This is a genomic window from Sphingomonas hengshuiensis, assembly GCF_000935025.1.
In the GTDB taxonomy this organism is placed as follows: Bacteria; Pseudomonadota; Alphaproteobacteria; order Sphingomonadales; family Sphingomonadaceae; genus Sphingomonas; species Sphingomonas hengshuiensis.
Genome location: NZ_CP010836.1, coordinates 3,295,038 through 3,315,714 on the forward strand (window position 1 = coordinate 3,295,038; position 20,677 = coordinate 3,315,714).

Annotated in this window: 20 protein-coding genes; 10 read left to right on the plus strand and 10 right to left on the minus strand. The window is 66.5% G+C overall.

Translation table 11 applies throughout. The features are described 5' to 3' along the window. Positions 1-137: 137 nt before the first annotated feature. Complete coding sequence (locus TS85_RS14580) at positions 138-3,014, minus strand: TonB-dependent receptor (RefSeq protein WP_044333139.1); 2,877 nt, start codon at positions 3,012-3,014, stop codon at positions 138-140. Between the two features lie 124 nt (positions 3,015-3,138). On the opposite strand from TS85_RS14580, the gene TS85_RS24200 reads away from it, so the two are divergent. Beyond that, on the plus strand, positions 3,139-4,506 hold the full coding sequence (locus TS85_RS24200) for a glycoside hydrolase family 28 protein (protein ID WP_052507940.1): 1,368 nt from the start codon (positions 3,139-3,141) through the stop codon (positions 4,504-4,506). A gap of 142 nt (positions 4,507-4,648) precedes the next feature. Here TS85_RS24200 and uxaC read toward each other — a convergent pair whose 3' ends face one another. From uxaC to TS85_RS14605, 4 genes are read right to left on the minus strand one after another with little or no spacing between them, the layout of a single operon-like run. Beyond that, complete coding sequence (uxaC, locus tag TS85_RS14590) at positions 4,649-6,073, minus strand: glucuronate isomerase (RefSeq protein ID WP_044333141.1); 1,425 nt, start codon at positions 6,071-6,073, stop codon at positions 4,649-4,651. A gap of 4 nt (positions 6,074-6,077) precedes the next feature. Continuing rightward, positions 6,078-6,836, minus strand: coding sequence for an SDR family NAD(P)-dependent oxidoreductase (locus TS85_RS14595; RefSeq protein WP_227698504.1), 759 nt, complete (start codon positions 6,834-6,836; stop codon positions 6,078-6,080). Beyond that, complete coding sequence (locus tag TS85_RS14600) at positions 6,833-7,486, minus strand: RraA family protein (protein ID WP_044333143.1); 654 nt, start codon at positions 7,484-7,486, stop codon at positions 6,833-6,835. The genes TS85_RS14595 and TS85_RS14600 overlap by 4 nt, the downstream gene beginning before the upstream one ends. Further along, a complete protein-coding gene (locus TS85_RS14605) occupies positions 7,483-8,784 on the minus strand; it encodes an MFS transporter (protein ID WP_044333145.1) in 1,302 nt (433 codons plus the stop codon). The genes TS85_RS14600 and TS85_RS14605 overlap by 4 nt, the downstream gene beginning before the upstream one ends. A 167-nt stretch (positions 8,785-8,951) precedes the next feature. Here TS85_RS14605 and TS85_RS14610 point away from each other — a divergent pair, with 167 nt between their 5' ends. Beyond that, complete coding sequence (locus TS85_RS14610) at positions 8,952-9,701, plus strand: FadR/GntR family transcriptional regulator (RefSeq protein WP_162184724.1); 750 nt, start codon at positions 8,952-8,954, stop codon at positions 9,699-9,701. Between the two features lie 43 nt (positions 9,702-9,744). Here the strand turns inward: TS85_RS14610 and TS85_RS14615 are convergent, their stop codons facing one another. Both TS85_RS14615 and thiS read right to left on the minus strand, forming a co-directional pair. Then, positions 9,745-10,527, minus strand: coding sequence for an alpha/beta hydrolase (locus TS85_RS14615; protein ID WP_044333148.1), 783 nt, complete (start codon positions 10,525-10,527; stop codon positions 9,745-9,747). Further along, the gene (thiS, locus tag TS85_RS14620; RefSeq protein ID WP_077228627.1) at positions 10,527-11,531 is read right to left on the minus strand and encodes a sulfur carrier protein ThiS; all 1,005 of its coding nucleotides are present in this window, start codon (positions 11,529-11,531) and stop codon (positions 10,527-10,529) included. The genes TS85_RS14615 and thiS overlap by 1 nt, the downstream gene beginning before the upstream one ends. Before the next feature lie 83 nt (positions 11,532-11,614). Here thiS and aroQ point away from each other — a divergent pair, with 83 nt between their 5' ends. Genes aroQ through TS85_RS14645 form a run of 5 tightly spaced genes read left to right on the plus strand, consistent with a single transcriptional unit; the run spans position 11,615 to position 15,725 of the window. Further along, entirely contained in the window at positions 11,615-12,049 is a 435-nt protein-coding gene (aroQ, locus tag TS85_RS14625) for a type II 3-dehydroquinate dehydratase (RefSeq protein ID WP_044333149.1), read from the plus strand. A 35-nt stretch (positions 12,050-12,084) separates the two neighbouring features. Further along, entirely contained in the window at positions 12,085-12,567 is a 483-nt protein-coding gene (gene accB, locus TS85_RS14630; protein ID WP_044333151.1) for an acetyl-CoA carboxylase biotin carboxyl carrier protein, read from the plus strand. A 10-nt stretch (positions 12,568-12,577) separates the two neighbouring features. Continuing rightward, complete coding sequence (gene accC / locus TS85_RS14635) at positions 12,578-13,936, plus strand: acetyl-CoA carboxylase biotin carboxylase subunit (RefSeq protein ID WP_044333153.1); 1,359 nt, start codon at positions 12,578-12,580, stop codon at positions 13,934-13,936. Then, positions 13,933-14,268 (plus strand): arsenate reductase (glutaredoxin), encoded by a 336-nt coding sequence (gene arsC / locus TS85_RS14640; protein WP_044333154.1) that lies wholly within the window; start codon positions 13,933-13,935, stop codon positions 14,266-14,268. The genes accC and arsC overlap by 4 nt, the downstream gene beginning before the upstream one ends. Next, positions 14,265-15,725, plus strand: coding sequence for a phospholipase D-like domain-containing protein (locus TS85_RS14645; RefSeq protein WP_044333156.1), 1,461 nt, complete (start codon positions 14,265-14,267; stop codon positions 15,723-15,725). The genes arsC and TS85_RS14645 overlap by 4 nt, the downstream gene beginning before the upstream one ends. Positions 15,726-15,729: 4 nt before the next feature. Here the strand turns inward: TS85_RS14645 and TS85_RS14650 are convergent, their stop codons facing one another. From TS85_RS14650 to TS85_RS14660, 3 genes are all read right to left on the minus strand, one after another. Further along, a complete protein-coding gene (locus TS85_RS14650) occupies positions 15,730-16,122 on the minus strand; it encodes a PAS domain-containing protein (protein WP_052507942.1) in 393 nt (130 codons plus the stop codon). A 163-nt stretch (positions 16,123-16,285) separates the two neighbouring features. After that, positions 16,286-16,513, minus strand: a complete 228-nt coding sequence (locus TS85_RS14655) for a BrnA antitoxin family protein (RefSeq protein ID WP_227698505.1) — start codon at positions 16,511-16,513, stop codon at positions 16,286-16,288. Beyond that, on the minus strand, positions 16,497-16,781 hold the full coding sequence (locus TS85_RS14660; protein WP_044333159.1) for a BrnT family toxin: 285 nt from the start codon (positions 16,779-16,781) through the stop codon (positions 16,497-16,499). The genes TS85_RS14655 and TS85_RS14660 overlap by 17 nt, the downstream gene beginning before the upstream one ends. Positions 16,782-16,996: 215 nt before the next feature. On the opposite strand from TS85_RS14660, the gene purL reads away from it, so the two are divergent. The 3 genes from purL to TS85_RS14675 all read left to right on the plus strand — a co-directional run bounded on the left by purL (position 16,997) and on the right by TS85_RS14675 (position 20,435). Next, positions 16,997-19,207, plus strand: coding sequence for a phosphoribosylformylglycinamidine synthase subunit PurL (gene purL / locus TS85_RS14665; protein WP_044333161.1), 2,211 nt, complete (start codon positions 16,997-16,999; stop codon positions 19,205-19,207). A 74-nt stretch (positions 19,208-19,281) separates the two neighbouring features. Then, a complete protein-coding gene (locus TS85_RS14670; RefSeq protein ID WP_044333163.1) occupies positions 19,282-19,683 on the plus strand; it encodes a DUF3052 family protein in 402 nt (133 codons plus the stop codon). A 77-nt stretch (positions 19,684-19,760) separates the two neighbouring features. Further along, complete coding sequence (locus TS85_RS14675) at positions 19,761-20,435, plus strand: nitroreductase family protein (RefSeq protein ID WP_044333165.1); 675 nt, start codon at positions 19,761-19,763, stop codon at positions 20,433-20,435. The last annotated feature ends 242 nt before the right edge of the window (positions 20,436-20,677 follow it).

Below are 20,677 nucleotides of genomic sequence, written 5' to 3' on the forward strand. Positions count from 1 at the left end.
CACACGTTCGATCTAGAGTCCTGATGACGTCGCGTTCCCCACCCCCTACCGTTCGCCCTGAGCTTGTCGAAGGGCAGTGAGACGCACCGCGCTTCGACAGGCTCGGCACGAACGGGTTTAGGTGTCGTCGTCACGATCTAGAAACGGACCGCGACGCCGGCCGAGAATTTCCGCCCGCTATAGGTGCTGTACAGCGAGTCCTCGCGGTTCGAATCGACGTAGAAGCCAAGCTCCTGGTTGGTGAGGTTCTGTGCCTCGAGACGCAGCTGGACGCTGGGCGTGATCTGGTACGAAGCCGTGGCGTCGACGAAGACCGCCGCGATATTCCCCTGCACGTCGCTGCCCGCGCGGCCCGACGGCACGCGCAGCAGGAACTTGTCGCGCCACGACGCACTGCCCCGGATGCTGAACTTGCTGTCTTCGTAATAGAGCGTGCCGTTGGCGGTATATTTGGACAGGTTGACCAACGTCGCCTGGATCGGCGTCAGGCACGCGGAGTCGTTGCAGTACGAGATGTCCGAATCGGCATAGGTGAAGTTGGCCAGCGCGCCGAGATTCGACAGGAAGCCGGGCAGGAATTCGAACCCCGACTGGATGTTGACTTCGACGCCCTTCAGCACGCCGCCCGGGGTGTTGTTCTTGGTCGAAAAGGTGAATTCGGTATCGGCAGTGTTCCCCGACCCCGCGAGCAGCGACAGCGGCAGCCCGGTCTGGCCGAACGGGACGTTCACCTGCTTGGTCTGGATGAAGCTGTCGATGTCCTTGTAAAAGCCGCCGATCGCGATGATCCCGGTCCGCCCGAAATAATATTCCAGGCTGACATCGGCGGTCTTGGCGCGGATCGGGTCGAGCAGGAAATTGCCCGCCGACACGGTGCGCGTGTTCTGCGCGATCGTGACATTGCCCGGGATCAGGTCGCCCAGCTCGGGCCGGGTCATCACCTTCGCCGCGGCAAGGCGGAAGATCAGCTTGTCGCTCAGGTCGAAGGTCAGCGTCGCGGAGGGCAGCCAGTCTTCATAGGTGCGGACCAGCGTGGTCGGCACGCCGTTGATCGAGCCGAACCCTTCCTGCGTGGTATGGACGTAGCGCACGCCGATATTGCCGCGCATCGGCACGAGCAGGTCGCCGGTAAAGTCGAGCATGCCATAGCCGCCCTTCACCCGCTCCTTCAGCGATCCCTGCTGCGGATCGTTGAGGGCATAGGCGCCGGTCTGGTTCTCGAAATTGAACACCGAGTTGAACTTGGCATAGTCGGGCGCGGCCCAGCTCGAGATGGTATCGACCGGCAGCGTGCGCCCGAAATCGCCGATCGGCGTGGTCAATTGCGCGATCGTCGTGCCGGCGGGGAGGCTGGGCGCGAGGTTCTGCGTCACGCGGTCGCGGCTCCAGCGCTGATATTCGGCCTCGCGATACGATCCGCCGACGCGCAGCTTGATGCCCTCGATCAGGTCGAGCGCGCCGTTGAGCTCTCCCGTGAAGTTGTTCGATTCGTCGCGGCTGCGCTGCATCGCCAGCGTGCCGTTGACCGTGCCGTCCGCGGACGGCGGCCCGAACCCGAAATTGGCCGGGTTGTCGACATCGATCCCCCAGTTGATCGCCGGGAAGCGGCGGTCGCCGCGGAAATCGAACGAGAAATTGTTCACATTGTTCGCGAATGTCGCGATCTGGGTGCGCACCGGCTTGTCATAGATGGTGCGCGACATGCCGATAAAGCCGTCGAGGACAAAGCCCCCGAAATCGCGCGATCCCGACAGGTTCACCTGGCTGAACGTCGTCGTATATTTGCTGTAGGTCAGGTCGTTGGTGATATCGACGCCGTTGAAGCGGCCATAAAGCAGCGTGCCGTTCGCATCGCGCTGCGCCTCCAGCACCGAGGTTTCGGCGCTGCCATGCTGGCCGGCATTGCGCGAGAAGGACAGCGCGGTGATCGTCTGGTCGCTCCGGGTGACGTCATAGCGCGAGAACAGGCCGTCCAGCGCGAAATGGGTAACGTCGTCCGGTCGCGCTTCCAGCGTCAGCGTGGCACCGAACCGCGAATAATCCTGGTCCGAACGGACGAGGCGCGGGCTGCGCGGGATGAAGGTGCCGGCATTGTCGACCAGCTCGTAATTGGCGGCGTTGGTCGCCGAATTGGGCAGGCGCGGGTTGCCGGTGGAGCAGTTGGCGGCGTTGCTCCCATTGAGCGCGCTGTTGCCCGGGCTTTGCGGCGTATAGCCGGCGGGCGAGCAGAAGCGGTTGAGCCGCCCGCTGATCACGTCGACCGCGGACCAGCCTTCCTCGCGGGTGTAGCGCTTGGTCCAGGCGGCGGAGGCGGCGATGCCGAAGCTGTCGTCGAGGAACTTCTTCGAGATCAGCCCGGTGACGCGCGGGCTGAACTTGCGGCGCAAATCGTCATAGGTCCCCTGCGCGCTCGCCGCGAGGGTGAAATCCTGCGCGGAGGCCAGCGGCCGCGGCGTCTGGAGGTCGACCGTCGCGCCGAGCGAGCCCTCCTCGATATCCGCCGACATCGTCTTGCGCACCGTCAGCGAGCTGAACAATTCCGAGGCGAAGGTGCTGAAGTCGAACGAGCGCGACGAGACATAGCCCGAGCGGATGTCCGACGAGCCCGCCGAGCTGGCGCCTTCCATCCCGTTCAGCCGGACGCGGGTGAACTGCGCACCAAGGCCGCGGACCGAGATCGTCTTGCCTTCGCCGCCATCGCCGCGGGTGATCGCGACGCCGGGCAGGCGCTGCATCGATTCGGCCAGGTTCGAATCGGGGAACTTGCCGACATCCTCGGCAGTGATCGTGTCGACGACGCCGACTTCGCGGCGCTTGATCGCCAGCGCATCGCTCAGCGACGCGCGAAATCCGGTGACGATGATTTCTTCCTGCGCGTCCTGGGCGGGTTCGGCGGGGACAGCCGGATCGGAAGGCGTGCCGGTCTGCGCAAGCGCCGGAAACGAGACTGCGAGTCCGATCGCCAGCGCCGTGGCCGACACGGTTGCACGCACAGAATCCTTACGCGAAATCATCGAAAATCCTCCCCCTCGTTGTTTTGCTCAACTTGTCGGTAGACAAACCTGTAAGACAGATTAACCTGTAAGACAACATACAAATTTGCCGGCGATATCAAGCCGGGACAGGAGAGAATGCGCCATGGATCCGACACGCCGCGAAGCGTTGCAGTTAGCCTCGAGCGCGCTGCTCTGCGCGCTGCCCGCCCTCCCCGCGCTCGCGGCGCCGAGGCGGCGTGTCGACATCCGGCGCCACGGCGCGGTCGCGGACGGAGCCAGCGTGAACACCGTCGCGATCCAGAAGACGATCGATGCCTGCGCGGCGGCGGGCGGCGGCGTGATCGTGGTGCCGCGCGGGGTGTTCGTCACCGGATCGATCGTGCTCAAGCCCGGTGTCGGGCTCGAATTGAGCAAGGGCGCGGTGCTCAAGGGCTCGGCCAATCTCGCGGATTACCCGCTGGTGCTGCGCCGCTTCGTCGAGGTCTATCCCGAGGCACTGCGCATGGCGATGATCAACGCCACCGGCAATCACGGGCTGCGCATCACCGGTGAGGGTACGCTCGACGGCAATGGCGATCCGTTCTGGCGGAAGTTCTTCACCATGCCCGAAGAACATGTCGGCACGACCAAGGTCTATTACCCCTTCCCCCAGATCGCCTTCATCCAGGATTGCGACGACGTGCTGATCAGCGGCGTCACGTTCAAGGATGCCGCGTTCTGGAACCTCCATATGTATCGCTGCCGGCGCTCGATCATCGAGGATTGCGCATATGAAGTGCCGCACGACATCCGCGCGCCGAGCAGCGACGCGATCGACCTCGACAGCTGCCAGGACATCACCGTGCGCCGCTGCCGCTTCTCGGTCGACGATGATTGCATCGCGCTGAAAGGGACGCAGGGCCCCGCCGCAGCGGGCTATGCCGACGCGCCGCCGGTCGAGCGCATCCATATCCACGACTGTATCTTCGAATATGGCCTGGGCTGCGTCACCTTCGGCAGCAACGGCACCGTGATGCGCGACATCCGCGTCGAGCGGATCACCAATGTCGGGGACATCCCGACGATCCGCTTCAAAATCCGCCCCGACACGCCGGGCCAGGTCTATGAGCGGCTGCACGTCCGCGGCGTGCGCCTCGCAGAAGCGCCCCAGCCGGTCAGCTTCTGGCACCGCGGCGAGGTGTTCTACGGCTATAACCGACCCAATTTCAGCGCCGACGATCCCGCAATCGGCCTGATCGTCAACGCCCGCCTCACCCACGGCACCAAGGTCCCGGCCAAGCCGCCGGGCGCGATCATCCGCGACGTGGTGATCGAGGACGTGAAGGGCACGACGCGCGGCTTCGGCACTATCAGCGGCAATGCGACGACCGCGATCTCCAACTTCACGCTGCGCGACATCGACGTGACGCTGACCGACTCGACACGGACGAAGCTGATCGCCAAGGGTGTGCCGGGACTGAAGCTGGAGAATGTCCGGGTGAACGGGAAGCCGGCCGAGGTGGAGGCTTAAGCTCCCTCTCCCGATGGGAGAGGGAGGGAGCCGACGAAGTCGGCGGAAGGGTGAGGGTGCGTGGACGATGTGTCACCCTCACCCTTCCCACGCGCTACGCGCGCGGGCCCCTTCCCTCTCCCATCGGGAGAGGGAGATACTCTCACAGCCGATACGCCGCCTTGACCAGGTTATACGCCAGGTCCTTCGCCACCGCGAACGCCTCGTCGCGCTCGAGGCGGTGTTCGGCGACCAGCCGGCCGAGATAGGCGCAATCGACGCGGCGGCTCAGATCGTGCCGCGCGGGAATCGAGAAAAACGCCCGCGTGTCGTCGTTGAACCCGACGGTGTTGTAGAAGCCGCCGGTCTCGGTCACCTGCTCGCGGAACCGCATCATCCCCTCGGGGCTGTCGTGGAACCACCATGCCGGCCCGATCCGCAGCGCGGGATAATGGCCGGCGAGCGGCGCGATTTCGCGGGCATAGGTGCTTTCGTCGAGCGTGAAGAGGATGATCGTCAGGTCGCGCCGGTTGCCGAACGCATTGAGCAGCGGCTTGAGCGCGCGGACATATTCGGTCGGCGACGGCCAGTCGTCGCCCTTGGCCTCGCCAAAGGTCCCGGTGACGGCGGGGTTCTGGCTGCGCAGCGCGCCCGGATGGATCTGCATCACCAGCCCGTCGTCGACGCTCATCCGGGCCATTTCGGTGAGCATCTGGCCACGGAAGCGCTCGGCGTCGCTGCCGCTCGCCTGTCCGGCGGCGACGCGGGCATAGAGCGCCGCCGCCTCTTCCTGCGGCAGATTCTCAGTATGCGCGGTCGGGTGGCCGTGATCGGTCGAGGTCGCGCCGCCCTGCTCGATGAAATAGCGCCGGCGCTGGCGCAGCGCGGCGAGATAGCCTTGCCACGTCCCGACATCCTCGCCGGTGATCCGCCCGAGCATGGGCAGGTCCTCGACGAAGCGCGGATGGTCGGGGTCGGTGACGTTGTCGGGGCGGAACGCCGTCATCACCCGCCCGCTCCAGCCGCTCGCCCGAACCGCCTTGTGGTGGCGCAGGTCGTCGAGCGGGTCCTCGGTGGTCGCGATCGCCTCGATCCCGAACCGCTCGAACAACGCGCGCGGCAGGAATTCGGGGCGCTTCAGCTGCGCATCGATCTGGTCGTAGATGCGGTCGGCATTGGTCGGCGACAGCCGCTCGGTGATCCCGAGGATTTCGTGGAACGCATAATCGAGCCACATCCGGCTGGGCGTGCCGCGCAGCAAATGGAAATTCTCGGCAAAGCGGCGCCAGATCTTGCGCGTGTCGGTCTCGGTCCAGCCGCCGTCGATCCGCGGGACGCCGAGTTCCTCGAGCGGCACGCCCTGGCTGTACAGCATCCGGAAGATGTAGTGATCGGGGATGATGAACAGCGTCGCCGGGTCCGGAAACGGCTGGTTCTCGGCGAACCACGACGGATCGGTGTGCCCGTGCGGGCTGATGATCGGCAGGTCCTTGACCGAGCGATAAAGGTCGCGCGCGATCGCACGGGTCTCGGGATCGGCGGGGAGCAACCGGTCGGGATGCGGCGCCAGCGGCGCTTCGATGGTCATGGTCTCAAAATCCCTGGGAGGCGCCGCCGTCGACCGGCAGCAGGACGCCGGTCACGAACTTCGCGGCGGGCGAGCAAAGATACACTGCGGCAAGGCCGATATCCTCGGCCTCGCCGAAGCGCTGCATCGGCGTGCGCTGGAGGATGCGCGACGAACGCGCGGGATCGCCGTCCAGCGCCTTGCGCAGCATCGCCGATTCGATCCAGCCGGGGGCGATCGCGTTGACGCGCACGCCCTGCCCCGCGACTTCGGTCGACAGCGCACGGACCATCCCGACATAGGCCGATTTCGCCGCCGAATAGGCGATCACCCCGGGCATCCCGATCAGCGAGGTCATCGACGCCGTGAACAGGATGCTGCCATGCCCCGCCTCGAGCATCCCCGGCAGCACGCAGCGCGTCAGATTATGCGCGGCGAGCACATGCGTATCGAGCATCCCGCTGAATTCCTCGACGCTGGTGTCGACCGCCAGCTTCTTGAAATTATGCCCGGCATTGTTGGCGAGGATCGAGATCGGCCCAATCCGGTCGCGGATTCGCGCGACCAGCTCGGGGATGCTGGCATAGGCGGTGACATCGGCGACTTCCCAATGCGCGCCCGCGCCCAGTTCGGCCGCGGCGGCCTCGATCACATCGGCGCGGCGCCCGAGCAGCACGACCTGCGCCCCCGCCGCATGCATCGCGCGCGCCATGCCGAGGCCCAGCCCCGATCCGCCGCCGGTGATCAGCGCGACTTCGCCGTCGAGGCGGAAGGCGGCGCTCACAGGATGCCGTATTGTGCAAAGGCCTGGGTGCTCGACATGCCGGCGTCGATCGCCCCGCGCACCGTCTTCTCGCCGCGCGCCTTTTCCGCCGCGCGCTCGACCACTTCCTGCTCGACTGCGCGCGGGATGACCAGCACACCGTCGAGGTCGCCGAACACCAGGTCGCCGGGCTGGATCGTCACCTGCCCCACTTCGATCGGGCAGCGATACTCGACCACCTTGGTCCGCACCCCCGAATCCGCGGCATAGCGCCCGCGGCTGAATACCGGCCAGTCCTGCTCCAGTATCTGCGGCGTATCGCGGTGATAGCCGTTGATCACCGCGCCATTGGCGCCGCGCTGCCGCGCCGTCGCGGTCAGTATCTCGCCCCAATAGGCACAGCGCATCGCGCCGCCGCTGGCGAGGTAGATGTCCCCCGGCTCGAGCTGGTCGAGCGCCTCGGTCAGCTTGCCGAACGGTTGCGCCTGCGGGCCATAGACGTCGATCATCAGCACCGGCATCGCCCGCCCGACCAGCTTCATGCCGGGCAGCATCGGCTGCACCGGCTGCGGCAGGAACTGGTGGACCAGCCCGAGCGTGTCGAGAATGTCCCCCACCACCGGGGTGTAGAGCTCGGTTCGGAACAGGTCGAAAAGCGCGTCGTCGGTCATTGGTTTTCCCTGCGGAAGGAGCGGCGCAGGATCAGCGCCATGAGCAATACGGCAAGCGGATAGGCACAGCCCGCGCCGAGGAAGAGGACCCTGTAATTGCCGCCGGTCGCATCGAGGATGCGCCCCACCGCCATCGCGACGAACATGCCGCAGATGCCGGCGGCGAACCCGCCGATCCCGATCACCGAGCTTACCGCGCGGGCGGGCAGGGTGTCGGACACGATCGTATAGAGATTGGCCGACAGCCCCTGATGCCCCGCGGCGGCGAGCGCGATCAGCAGCACCGCGCTCCACATCCCCGAAACGCCGGGCACGAACGCCACGGGCACGGTACACGCCGCCATCCCCGCCATCGCCACGATCCGCGCCGGCACCGCGGCCATCCCGCGCTGCACCAGCCGCGATGAGATCCAGCCCCCGGCGACGCTGCCGATATCGGCGATCAGATAGATCGTCACCAGCGGCGCGATCGACGCCATCATGTTCATGCCGAAGCGCGTGTGGAGAAAGCCCGGCACCCAGTTGAGATAGAACCACCACACCGGGCTGGTCAGCAACATCCCCAGTGCATAGGCGCAGGTGCCGCGATAGCGGAACAGCGACAGCCACGGCACGCGCGCCACGTCCGGCGCGGCGTCGCTGCGGATATAGGCAAGCTCCTCGGCAGAGACGCGGCGCTGGCGCTCGGGCACTTCGTAGAAGCGCAGCCACAGCACCAGCCACACCAGCCCCAGCCCCCCGGCGATCAGGAACGCCGCGCGCCACCCGACCCAGGCGACCACGAACGGCAGCGAAATCGGCGTGACGATCGCGCCGATATTGCTGCCGGCGTTGAAGATTCCGGTCGCGAAGGCGCGCTCTTTGGCAGGAAACCATTCGCGGACCGCCTTGATCGAGGCGGGGAAATTGCCGCCCTCGGCAAGCCCCAGCGCCCCGCGCGCGAATTTGAAGCCGAGGACGCTCGACATGAAGCCGTGCAGCACCGCGCTGACGCTCCACCCCGCGACCGCCAGCCCCAGCCCGCGCCGCACGCCGATCAGGTCCATCATCCGCCCGCCGAACAGATAGCCAAGCGCATACAGCAGCGAGAAGGTCGCGACGATGTCGCCATAGTCGGTCTCGGACCAGCCGATCTCGGCGTCGAGCACCGGCTTGAGCAGCCCGAAGATCTGGCGATCGATGTAGCAGATCGTCGTCGATGCGAAGAGCAGCGCCACCACCACCCAGCGATAGCGCCCCACCGGCTTCGCGATCGGTGCTATGACCGTCGCGGCGCTTGCGCTGGCTGGGGGGTTCATCGGAGACACTTCCTCTCAATGGCGGCATTCCGGCGCGCGGTTGCCATCCTGTAATACAGGTTTGAACGATGTCGGCGGACGACGCAAGGCCATTTTATGCTTTGCACCTCGCGTGCCGCTGCTATCGGTAAGACAGGTTGAGATCACGCTCGCCGGGAGAAGTGATTTTGTCGATCGTAGAAGAAAGCGGCACCACGCAAGCAAAGAGCGGACTGGTCGATTCGGTCGTTGAGTATCTGCTCGATCATGTCGCCGCACAGGGGCTGCGCGCGGGTTCGCAACTGCCCAGCGAGGAATCGATCCGCACCGCGCTGGGCGTCAGCCGCCCGGTAGTGCGCGAAGCGATGCGCGCGCTCGCGGGCACCGGGCTGATCGAGATGGCGAGCGGAAAGCGGGCAAAGATCGCGCCGATCGAAGGCCAGATGATCTCGCGCGTGATCGGCAACGCCGTGCTGATCGGCCAGGTCGATGCGTCCGACATCCTCGAAGTGCGCCGCGGCATCGAAGTCACGATGGTCACGCTCGCCGCCTCCCGCCGCACCGATGCGGACGCCGCCGCGCTCAATGCGCTCCTCCACGAAATGTCGGGGCTGCTCGGCCAGCCCGATCGCTATGCGCAGCTCGACATGCAGCTGCACCGGCTGCTGGCACAGGCGACCGGCAACCCGCTTTTCCCTCTGCTGATCGAGGCGTTCCGCCACCTCATCCAGGCATCGATGGTCGAGGGGCTCGAACGCTGGGCGGCGACGCCGAAGCTCCAGCGGGTCCAGGACCTGCACGTCGAAATCGTCAAGGCCGTCGCCGAAAAGGACCCGATCCGCGCCGCACGCGCGATGGAGCAGCATTTCGACGACGCGATCAACGCAATCCTCGGGCCGCTTGTCGAGGTTGCGGACGACGAGGTCGCGGAGTCGTGAACCGGGATGGCCGGGAAGGCCCCAAAGGCGGGCTTTCCCGGGCCTACCCGCTAACCCGTCCCAGAAACGCCATCACGGCCTTCCACGCCGGCTCCGCGCCCTCGGGATTGCGTGGGCGCAGCAGCGTCGAGGAGCCGTGGATGCCGCCGGTCTTGGGCACGAACTGCGTCTTGTCCTTGGCCGGCGCCGCGTCGATCACTGCGCGCGCCGCATCGATTTCCTTGCCGTCCTGCGCCGAGGTGACGAACAGCGGCATCGTGATCTTGCCCGCCGCGCGCGCGACCACGCTCCTGTCGTCGAAATACTCGCCCGGCGAGAAGGCGAGCACCGCCTTCACCGCGTCCGGATGCTCGCTGGCCACCACCAACGCGAGCGACGCCGAATAGCTGCTCCCCCACAGGATCACCGGCAGCTTCTGCCCCCCGGCCCAGGCGAGCGCCGCCTCCAGATCCTGTTTCGCCGCCATATACTCGGCGCCGGTCGCGACATGGCCTGTTGCCACGCCCAGCGCCTTGGCGGTGTCGTTGCCCCCGAACATCGCCCCGCCCGCGCGCTGGTCGATCCGCAGCGAGGCATAGCCCGCCTGCGCCAGCCGCGGCGCGATCGTCGCATATTCGTCCTTGCCCGATTCGGCCTGGTGGAACAGCAGTATCAGCGCCCTGGCCTTTTCGGGCCGCGTCGCGACGCCATACACCTTCGCGCCATCGGCGGCGGTCAGCGTCACCGGCTCGGCGGATATGGTCCCCACCGACTCGCTGGCCGGCGCCTGCGGCCCCGAATGGCACGCCGCGAGCGCCAGCGCGCCCGCCAGCACCGCGCGCCGCATCAGATCAGCCCGGCGAGCGGGCTCGACGGATCGGCATACATGCGCCGCCCCATCCGCCCGGCGCGGTACGACAGCCGCCCGGCCTCGACCGCAGCCTTCATCGCCGCCGCCATCATCACCGGGTCCTTGGCCTCGGCGATCGCGGTGTTCATCAGCACCCCGTCGCAGCCCAGTTCCATCGCCACCGCCGCGTCGCTTGCGCTGCCCACGCCGGCATCGACCAGCACCGGCACCTTCGCGCCCTCGACGATCAGCCGGATCGTCACGCGGTTCTGGATGCCCAGCCCCGATCCGATCGGCGCGCCCAGCGGCATGATCGCGACCGCGCCGACATCCTCCAGCCGCTTCGCCGCGATCGGATCGTCGACGCAATAGACCATCGGCTTGAAGCCCTCGTTGGCGAGAATTTCCGTGGCACGAAGCGTCTCGACCATGTCGGGATACAGCGTCCGCGCCTCGCCCAGCACTTCGAGCTTCACCAGCTCCCATCCGCCCGCCTCGCGCGCCAGCCGCAGCGTGCGAATCGCCGATTCGGCATCGAAACAACCGGCGGTGTTGGGCAGGTAGGTGATCTTTTTCGGGTCGATATAGTCGGTCAGCATCGGCGCGTTGCGGTCCGACACATTGACCCGGCGCACCGCGACGGTGACGATTTCCGCGCCGCTCGCCTCGACCGCGGCGGCGTTCTGGGCAAAGTCCTTATACTTGCCGGTGCCGACGATCAGCCGCGAGCGAAAGGTCTTGCCCGCGACGGTCCAGCTATCGGCGTCGACCGGCGCGCCATGGTCGCCCCCGCCGACGAAGTGGACGATCTCCAGTTCGTCGCCATCCGCCACGCAAACCTGTCCCAAAGTGGAGCGCGGGACGACTTCCAGATTGCGCTCGACGGCGATCTTCTCGGGCACCAGCCCCAGTTGCTCGGCAAGCTGGGCGATGGTCAGCCCCGCCGTGACGCGCTTGTGTTCGCCGTTCACGACGATGCTGACGGTTCCGTCGGTGTGCATGCAGGGTCCTTGGAAAATTTGATCGGGGACGCAGCCTCATATAGGGAGGGGTCCGCTGCCCCCGCAACCGAAAGGCTTGGCCGTTGGCCGATACGATCTTCGTTCTCAACGGTCCCAACCTCAATCTGCTGGGCCTGCGCGAACCGCATATCTATGGTCACGACACGCTCGACGACATTGCCGGCCGGCTCGAGGATCGCGCACGCGAACTGGGGCTGGAGATCGATTTGCGCCAGTCGAACCATGAAGGCCATCTGGTCGACTGGCTGCACGAGGCGCAGGCGCGCGGCGCCAAGGCGGTGTTGCTCAACGCCGCCGCATTCACCCACACGTCGGTCGCGTTGTACGATGCCATAAAGGGTATCACGACGCCGGTGATCGAGGTCCATCTGTCCAACCCGCACGCACGCGAGGAATTTCGTCACCTGAGCTATGTCGGCCGCGCCGCGCGCGGAACGATTGCCGGTTTCGGGGCGACTTCCTATCTGCTTGCGCTTGAAGCCGCGGCGCGCATCTGACACAGGGCGCGGTTTCATCCTTAAGAAGGGTCGCAATGCCGGACGAGACTAAGCCATCGGGAGCAATGCAGGTCGATATCGACTTGGTGCGGCAACTTGCCGCGGTGCTCGACGAGACCCAGCTCACCGAAATCGAAGTGGAGGACGGCGAACGCCGCGTCCGCGTGGCGCGCACCGTAAGCGCGGCGCCCGCGCCGCAATTCTATGCCCCCGCCCCTGCGGCACCCGCTCCGGCGGCAGCGCCTGCCGCCGCCGAAGTCGCGGCGTCGGCCCCGGCGGTGACGGCCAATGCGGTCAAGTCGCCGATGGTCGGCACCGCCTATCTCGCCCCCAATCCGGAGGCGAAGAACTTCGTGACCGTCGGGCAGACGGTCGCCGCCGGCGATACGCTGCTGATCATCGAGGCGATGAAGGTGATGAACCCGATCCACGCGCCCGCAGCCGGCACCGTCAAGGCGATCCTGATCGCAAGCGGCCAGCCGGTCGAGTTCGACCAGCCCCTCGTCGTCGTCGAATAACGGCGCCACGATGCCCGAAATCAAGAAGCTCCTGATCGCCAATCGCGGCGAGATCGCGCTGCGCATCCATCGTGCGTGCCACGAAATGGGGATCAAGACCGTCGCGGTGCATTCCACCGCCGATTCCGATGCGATGCACGTCCGCCTCGCAGACGAGGCGATCTGCATCGGGCCGCCCTCGGCGACCGAAAGCTATCTCAATATCTCGCGGATCATCGCCGCCGCCGAAGTGTCGGGCGCCGATGCGATCCATCCGGGCTATGGCTTCCTGTCGGAAAACGCCCAGTTCGCCGAGATCGTCGAGGCGCACGGGATGTTGTTCGTCGGGCCGAAGCCCGAACATATCCGCACGATGGGCGACAAGATCGAGGCCAAGCGCACCGCCGGCGCGCTCGGCCTGCCGCTCGTCCCCGGCTCGGACGGCCCGATCAGCGACCTTGCCGAGGCAAAGGCGATCGCGGCCAAGGCCGGCTACCCGGTGATCATCAAGGCGGCGTCGGGCGGCGGCGGGCGCGGCATGAAAGTCTGCACGTCCGAGGACCAGCTCGAAACCCTGATGCAGCAGGCAGGCAGCGAGGCGAAGGCCGCGTTCGGCGACGCCACCGTCTATCTCGAAAAATATCTCGGCAATCCACGCCACATCGAATTCCAGGTGTTCGGCGACGGTAACGGCAACGCGATCCATCTCGGCGAGCGCGACTGCTCGCTCCAGCGCCGCCACCAGAAGGTGCTGGAGGAGGCCCCCTCGCCCGTGCTGGGTGCCGAGGATCGCGCGCGGATGGGCGGGATCGTCGCCAAGGCGATGGCCGATATGGGCTATCGCGGCGCGGGAACGATCGAGTTCCTGTGGGAAGACGGCGAATTCTACTTCATCGAGATGAACACCCGGCTCCAGGTCGAACATCCGGTGACCGAGATGATCACCGGGCTCGACCTCGTCCGCGAACAGATTCGCGTCGCCGAGGGGCATGGCCTGTCGGTCACGCAGGACGAGATCGAGTTTCGCGGCCACGCGATCGAATGCCGCATCAATGCCGAGGACCCGCGCACCTTCGCGCCGTCGCCGGGCACCGTCACGCATTTCCATGCGCCGGGCGGGATGCACGTCCGCGTCGATAGCGGCATTTATTCGGGCTACCGGATACCGCCTTATTATGATTCGATGATCGCCAAGCTGATCGTCTATGGCCGCACCCGCGAAGGCTGCCTGATGCGGCTGCGCCGCGCGCTGGAAGAATTCGTGATCGACGGCGTCAAGACAACGATCCCGCTCCACCAGGCGCTGCTCGACGATCCCGAGTTCCAGAAGGGCGACTATACGATCAAGTGGCTGGAGGAATGGCTGGCCAAGCAGGACGCCCCGGCTTGAAAGCCACGATCTACCACAATCCGCGCTGCTCCAAATCGCGCGAGGCGCTGGCGATCCTCCGGGATGCCGGCGCCGAGGTTGAGGTGGTCGAGTATCTGAAGACCCCGCCGACCCGCGACACTCTCGCCGCGCTCTATGCCCGTGCGGGGATGACCGCGCGGCAGGGGCTGCGCGTAGCGGAGGACGCCGCCAGGCCGCTCAGGGACGCCGACGACGCCGCGATCCTCGATGCGATGGCGGCGAACCCGATCCTGATCGAACGCCCGCTCGTCGCCACCGACAAGGGCGTCCGCCTGGGCCGTCCGCCCGAGGCGATCCGCGACATCCTGTGAGCGCGTCGGGCGGAGCCATCGTCCGTCCGGGGCACAACGCCTGGCGCGTCGAGACCGCGAACCGCGTCTCGGTGATCATCGATGCCGAGGATTATTTCCGCGCCGCGCGCGACGCGATGCTCGAGGCGAAGCACCAGATCCTGCTGATCGGCTGGGATTTCGACGCGCGCATCCGCCTCGCCGATCGCTCGGACCGCGTGCCCGAGGCGCCCGAGCATGTCGGCGCGTTCATCACCTGGCTCGCCCGGCGCAACCCGGCGCTCGACATCCACCTGCTCCGCTGGGACATTGGCGCGCTCAAGACCTTCCTGCGCCCCAGCACGCTCGCCACCACGCTCCGCTGGATGGCGCACAAGCGCATCCACCCCCGGCTCGACAGCACCCACCCCACCGGCGCATCGCATCACCAGAAGATCGTGGTGATCGACGACTGCATCGCCTTTTGCGGCGGGATCGACATGACCGCGGGCCGATGGGACACGCGCGCGCATCGCGACGACGACCCCCGCCGGATCAACCCCGACGGCGCCGCCTATATGCCCTGGCACGACGCGACGACTGCGCTTCAGGGCCCGGTGGCGAAGGCGCTGGGCGAACTCTGCCGCGAGCGGTGGGAATTGTCGGGCGGCGCCCCGATCGCCCCGCCCCCGGCGCGCGACGACTGCTGGCCCGACAGCCTGACCCCCGATTTCACCGACATCCCCGCCGCCATCTCGCGCAGCCACCCCGATATTCCCGGCGTCGAGCCGGTGCGCGAGATCGAGAATCTCTATCTCGACCTCATCGCCGCCGCGAAGCACAGCATCTATGCCGAGAGCCAGTATTTCGCCTCGCGCCGCATCGCCGAGGCGCTGGCCCTACGGCTCGCCGAGCCCGACGGCCCCGAAATCGTCATCATCAACCCCGAACATGCCGATGGCTGGCTCGAGCAAAAGGCGATGGACACCGCCCGCGCCCGGTTGGTGCAGGCGCTGCGCCCGCGCGATCCGCATGGCCGGCTGCGGCTCTATCACCCCTTCACCGCAGCGGGGCAGGCGATCTACGTCCATGCCAAGGTGCTGGTGGTCGACGATATTGTGCTGCGGATCGGCTCGTCCAACTTCAACAACCGCTCGCTGCGGCTCGACACCGAATGCGACGTCACGATCGCCTGCGAGACGCCGGGGACCGAGAACAGCGCCCGCATCCGCGCGATTCGCAACGGGCTGATCGCCGAGCATCTGGGCTGCACCGACGCACAGGTAAACGATGCGATCGCGTCGGAGGGATCGCTGATCGGCGCAATCGAATCGCTGCGCGGCGAGGGTCGCACGCTGCGCCCCTATGAAGTCCCCGATCTCGCGGGCGTCACGGCATGGCTCGCCGACAACGAAGTCCTCGACCCCGAAAACCCTCAGGACCTGTTCGAACCCGTCGCCAGCGGCGGGCTGTTCCGCCGTCTGCGCAGGCCTGCTTAGCCCGTCACCGATGCCGCCACTCGGCGGTGATATCCTGTTTCAACCCGTATAGATGCGTCGCGCGCCCGTTGCGGCACGCAATATCGGCGGTGATCCGCATCCAGCGCTCGTCGCCATCGGGCCGCCGGATCTTCGCCTCAAAGGTGAAGCTCCCCCGCCGCGCGATCGCATCGGCCCGCAGCCGCCCCAGAGTCGCGCGCGACTCTGGGCAATAGAGGTTGAGCACGTCGCGCCGGTCAAGCGGCGTGCCGGGGGCGATGCCGAACAGGTCGAACACCGCCGTCGACCAGGTCAGGCTCTCGTCGGCAAGGTCACATTGCCACGTCCCGGCCAGCGACACATCATGCGCGACGCTGAAATGCAGGGGAGCCTGCGCCGCAAAGTCCGGCAACTCCAAGGCTTGCGGTTGCGGCACCCATCGGGGCCAAGGGCGAACGAACGCGAAAATTCCCATGCCGGGACTCTGGCGCGATGGGCTTAATTTCGAGTTACCCCAACGGGCCGAATGGATCCCATTACAACGCGTGCGCTGTCCGAACGGGTCCTCGCGAAGCCGCAGCCTAGATACCCGCGACCCTGCGCAGCGCGTTGTTGATGCGAGTCTGCCACCCGTCGCCGCTCTGCTTGAACCATTCGACCAAGTCGCGATCCAGGCGGATAGTGACGGGTTGTTTCGGGCTATCGGACTTCGGCCGCCCACGCCGGACAAGCTTGCGTCCTTGGAAGGCATCCGCCTCTTCGAACCAGGCGTCATCCAGCTCCGGCTTGACGTCATCCGGATCGGTCACGCTGCTCGTGATATCGCTTTCTTTCTTTCTCATTGGCCTTCCACATCGTGATGATGCGACGCTCGCCGTCGCGAGGCGTCCAAATGACAAGGACCACCACCTCGTCGTTCAGCATACCTACCGTAATGGTCCGCCGCTCCTCGCCGCTGTGCTTCACATCGGCGCGGGAAAGGTAGAACCCTTCGAAGACCCGCTCTGCATCGGCCAGGTCCAAACCACGCTCTTGCAGTATCCTTGCGCGCTTAGCCTCGTCGTAACTGTACCGCATGAGTGATTGATCCCCTTACACGTATCGCGTCCATTTTTCGTTCCCTTGTTCCTGTTCGTTCGCCTCTGTCAGACCTTAGCCAGAGACAGGGCATCGGCCCATTTCTTGTACATACGCCATTCTCACGCCGAAATCAATATCGTACGTACAATAAGTTGCCAGTCTTTGGACGTGCCGTAGTGACGAACCGCCGCGGCATCGCTAAGGGCACGCGCATGACTCAGATCACGCCCGAAATCGTCGCCGAACACGGCCTTTCGCCCGAGGAATATGATCGCGTCCTGCACGCGATGGGGCGCGAGCCCAATCTGACCGAACTCGGCATCTTCTCGGTGATGTGGTCCGAGCATTGCAGCTACAAGTCGAGCCGCATCCATTTGAAGAAGCTCCCGACCGAGGGCCCCCAGGTGATCTGCGGCCCCGGCGAGAATGCCGGGGTGATCGACATTGGCGACGGCCAGGCCGCGATCTTCAAGATGGAGAGCCACAACCACCCCTCCTATATCGAGCCCTATCAGGGCGCCGCGACGGGCGTCGGCGGCATCCTGCGCGACGTGTTCACGATGGGCGCGCGGCCGATCGCGAACCTCAACGCGCTGCGCTTCGGTCGCCCCGACCATCCCAAGATGCGCCACCTGATCGCGGGCGTCGTCCACGGCATTGGCGGCTATGGCAATTGCGTCGGCGTCCCCACCGTCGGCGGCGAAGTCAATTTCCACCCCGCCTATGACGGCAATATCCTGGTCAATGCGATGACCGTCGGCGTCGCCGATCAGGACAAGATCTTCTATTCGGCGGCATCGGGCGTCGGCAATTCGATCGTCTATGTCGGGTCGAAGACCGGGCGCGACGGCATCCACGGCGCGACCATGGCCAGCGCGGACTTCGGCGAGGACAGCGAGGAAAAGCGCCCCACCGTCCAGGTCGGCGACCCCTTCACCGAGAAACTGCTGATCGAGGCCTGCCTCGAACTGATGGCCTCCGACGCGATCGTCGCGATCCAGGACATGGGCGCAGCGGGCCTCACCTCCTCGTCGGTCGAGATGGCGAGCAAGGGCGGCGTCGGGATCGAGCTGATCATGGACGACGTGCCCCAGCGCGAAACGGGGATGACCCCGTACGAGATGATGCTCTCCGAATCGCAGGAGCGCATGCTGATGGTGCTCAAGCCCGGCCGCGAGGATTTCGCGCAAGCGATCTTCCGCAAATGGGAACTCGATTTCGCGGTCATCGGCCATGTCACCGACACGGGCCGCATGGTGCTGAAGTGGAAGGGCGATGTCGTCGCCGACATCCCGCTCGCCCCGCTGGCGGACGAAGCCCCGCTCTATGATCGCCCGCATGTCCCCACGCCCAAGCGCGCGCCGCTGACCGACTTGCCCGAAACCACCGATGTCGCCGCCGATCTGCTCAAGCTGATGGCATCGCCCGACATCGCCAGCCGCCGCTGGATCTGGGAACAGTACGACCACATGGTCGGCGGCGACACCGTCCAGCGCCCCGGCGGCGATGCGGCGGTGGTCCGCGTCCATGGCACGCAGAAGGGGCTGGCGATGACCACCGACTGCACCCCGCGCTATTGCTTCGCCGATCCGGTCGAGGGCGGGAAACAGGCGATCGCAGAGGCCTATCGCAACCTCTCCGCCGTCGGCGCGACGCCGCTCGCGGTCACCAACTGCCTCAACTTCGCGAACCCCCAGCGCCCCGAGATCATGGGCCAGATCGTCGGCTGCCTCGAGGGGATGAGCGAGGCGTGCCGCACGCTCGACTTCCCGATCGTGTCGGGCAACGTCTCGCTCTATAACGAGAGCAAGGCCACCGGCGGCGGCTCCGCGATCCTCCCCACCCCCGCGATCGGCGGCGTCGGGCTGCTCAAGGACTGGTCGAAGAGCTGCACGATCGGGTTCAAGGGCACCGGCGACATCATCATCGCGCTGGGCGAGCGTTCGGGCCATCTCGGCCAGTCGATCTGGCTGCGCGAGCTTCATGGCCGCGAGGAGGGCCCCCCGCCCCCCGTCGACCTGATGATGGAGCGCCGGCTGGGCGTGTTCGTGCGCAAGGCGATCTGCGGCGGCGCGATCACGGCGTGCCATGACGTGTCCGACGGCGGCCTGGCGGTAACGCTCGCCGAAATGGCGCTCGCCTCGGGAATCGGCGCGATTATCGACCAGCCCCAGCCCTTCGGCATTGCGGGCAGCTTCTTTGGCGAGGACCAGGGGCTGTACGTGGTTACCGTGGCGGACGAGGCGCTGGCCGATTTCCTCGTCGCCGCCGACAATGCCGGGCTCGCCGCCGATCCGATCGGCCGCACGATCGCCAGCCGGCTGATCTTCGAGCTGGAGGACGGCGATTATTGCGTGACGATCGACGATCTCCGCGCCGCGCACGAAGGCTTCTTCCCCGCGCTGATGGGTGCACCCGCCTGATCGTGGTGCAATAGGGAACAAGCCGGGTTACCGCGCGTCCGATTCGCGATACGATGCGCGCGGAGGGATTGCGTATGACCATGGCCTATTCGGGAACGTCGCTCGCCGAAACGCTGGGGCTGAAGCCCGGCATCCGGTGCTGGTTCCACAACATGCCGGAGAATGTGCGCGCAGCGATCGATCCCGAGGGGCTGTCGGTCGAGGAACAGCCGACGGCGTCCGACGGGCTGCAATGCGCGCATCTGTTCGTCACCGAACGCGATCGGCTCGCGCGCGAGATGGCGGCGCTGCGCCCGCTGCTGGCGACCAACGGCTTCATCTGGGTGTCCTGGCCGCAACCGGGCGCGACGATGACGACCGACCTTAGCCTCGATATCGTCCGCGACGTGGTGCGCCCCGCGGGGCTGCTCGAAAGCGGCCTGTGCGCGGTCGATGCGGAATGGTCGGCGCTCAAGCTGGTAAATCGTAAAGATTAGCAAACGCCCTCCTCCGGTTAACTGCGGGATCGCGCATCGCGCGCCCAATCGGCATCGTCACAGTTTAGGGAGTGCGCATGAACGACCCGGCGGCCGTCCCGTGGCGGCCCTATCCAGACATGACCGATGCAGACCGCGTGGCGCGTGCCACCGCGTTCATGGAGGACCTGCGCCTGCGCCACAGCTGCCGAACCTTCGCCGACACGCCGGTTCCGCGCGCAGTGATCGAGGCGGCGGTGCGCGCGGCGGGATCGGCCCCCAGCGGCGCCAACCACCAGCCCTGGCATTTCGCGCTCGTCTCCTCGCCCGAGGCAAAGGCCGCGATTCGCGTGTCGGCGGAGGAGGAGGAGCGGCGCTTCTACGGCGGCGGCGGCGGCACCGAATGGCTCGGCGCGATCGCCCCGCTCGGCACGACCGCGGACAAGCCCTATCTCGAAATCGCGCCCTGGCTGATCGTCGTGTTCGGCCAGCGCCGCGGCGGCCCGAACCCCGATGACCGGCTGCCCAATTATTATGTCACCGAATCGGTCGGAATCGCCTGCGGGATGCTGCTGGCGACGCTGCACCAGGCGGGGGTGGCGACCTTGGTCCACACCCCCAATCCGATGCGCTTCCTCAACCGCATCTGCGTCCGCCCGGAGGATGAGAAGCCGATAATGCTGATCGCCGCGGGCCACCCCGCCCCCGACGCGACGATCCCCACCCACGCGCTGCACAGAAAGCCGCTCGATCAGATCGCGAGCTGGCTGTAGATTCTCGCCGAAGCGGCACCGCCCCGCTCCCGGTGCACGGAAATCGCATTTGGATCAGGCGCTCCCCTCCCTGCAAGGGAGGGGCCGGGGGTGGGTGCGAGGGCGCAGCCCGAGCTTCTGTCCGCGCAGTTGAAGGCCCCGGTCGGGGCATCGAGCCCCGACCGGGGCCTGACCCACCCCTTGATCCCCTCCCTTGCAGGGAGGGGAGCGCCTGATCCCTACCCGATCGCCCCGGCTCCCCG

Coding starts and splice junctions, on each gene's coding strand:
- TS85_RS14580 (WP_044333139.1), bottom strand. CDS start 3,014: ATGATTTCGCGTAAGGATTCTGTGCGTGCAACCGTGTCGGCCACGGCG.
- thiS (WP_077228627.1), bottom strand. CDS start 11,531: ATGCACACCGACGGAACCGTCAGCATCGTCGTGAACGGCGAACACAAG.
- accB (WP_044333151.1), top strand. CDS start 12,085: ATGCCGGACGAGACTAAGCCATCGGGAGCAATGCAGGTCGATATCGAC.
- purL (WP_044333161.1), top strand. CDS start 16,997: ATGACTCAGATCACGCCCGAAATCGTCGCCGAACACGGCCTTTCGCCC.
- TS85_RS14660 (WP_044333159.1), bottom strand. CDS start 16,781: ATGCGGTACAGTTACGACGAGGCTAAGCGCGCAAGGATACTGCAAGAG.
- TS85_RS14675 (WP_044333165.1), top strand. CDS start 19,761: ATGAACGACCCGGCGGCCGTCCCGTGGCGGCCCTATCCAGACATGACC.
- TS85_RS14670 (WP_044333163.1), top strand. CDS start 19,282: ATGACCATGGCCTATTCGGGAACGTCGCTCGCCGAAACGCTGGGGCTG.
- TS85_RS14615 (WP_044333148.1), bottom strand. CDS start 10,527: ATGCGGCGCGCGGTGCTGGCGGGCGCGCTGGCGCTCGCGGCGTGCCAT.
- accC (WP_044333153.1), top strand. CDS start 12,578: ATGCCCGAAATCAAGAAGCTCCTGATCGCCAATCGCGGCGAGATCGCG.
- TS85_RS24200 (WP_052507940.1), top strand. CDS start 3,139: ATGGATCCGACACGCCGCGAAGCGTTGCAGTTAGCCTCGAGCGCGCTG.
- TS85_RS14600 (WP_044333143.1), bottom strand. CDS start 7,486: ATGACCGACGACGCGCTTTTCGACCTGTTCCGAACCGAGCTCTACACC.
- uxaC (WP_044333141.1), bottom strand. CDS start 6,073: ATGACCATCGAAGCGCCGCTGGCGCCGCATCCCGACCGGTTGCTCCCC.
- TS85_RS14605 (WP_044333145.1), bottom strand. CDS start 8,784: ATGAACCCCCCAGCCAGCGCAAGCGCCGCGACGGTCATAGCACCGATC.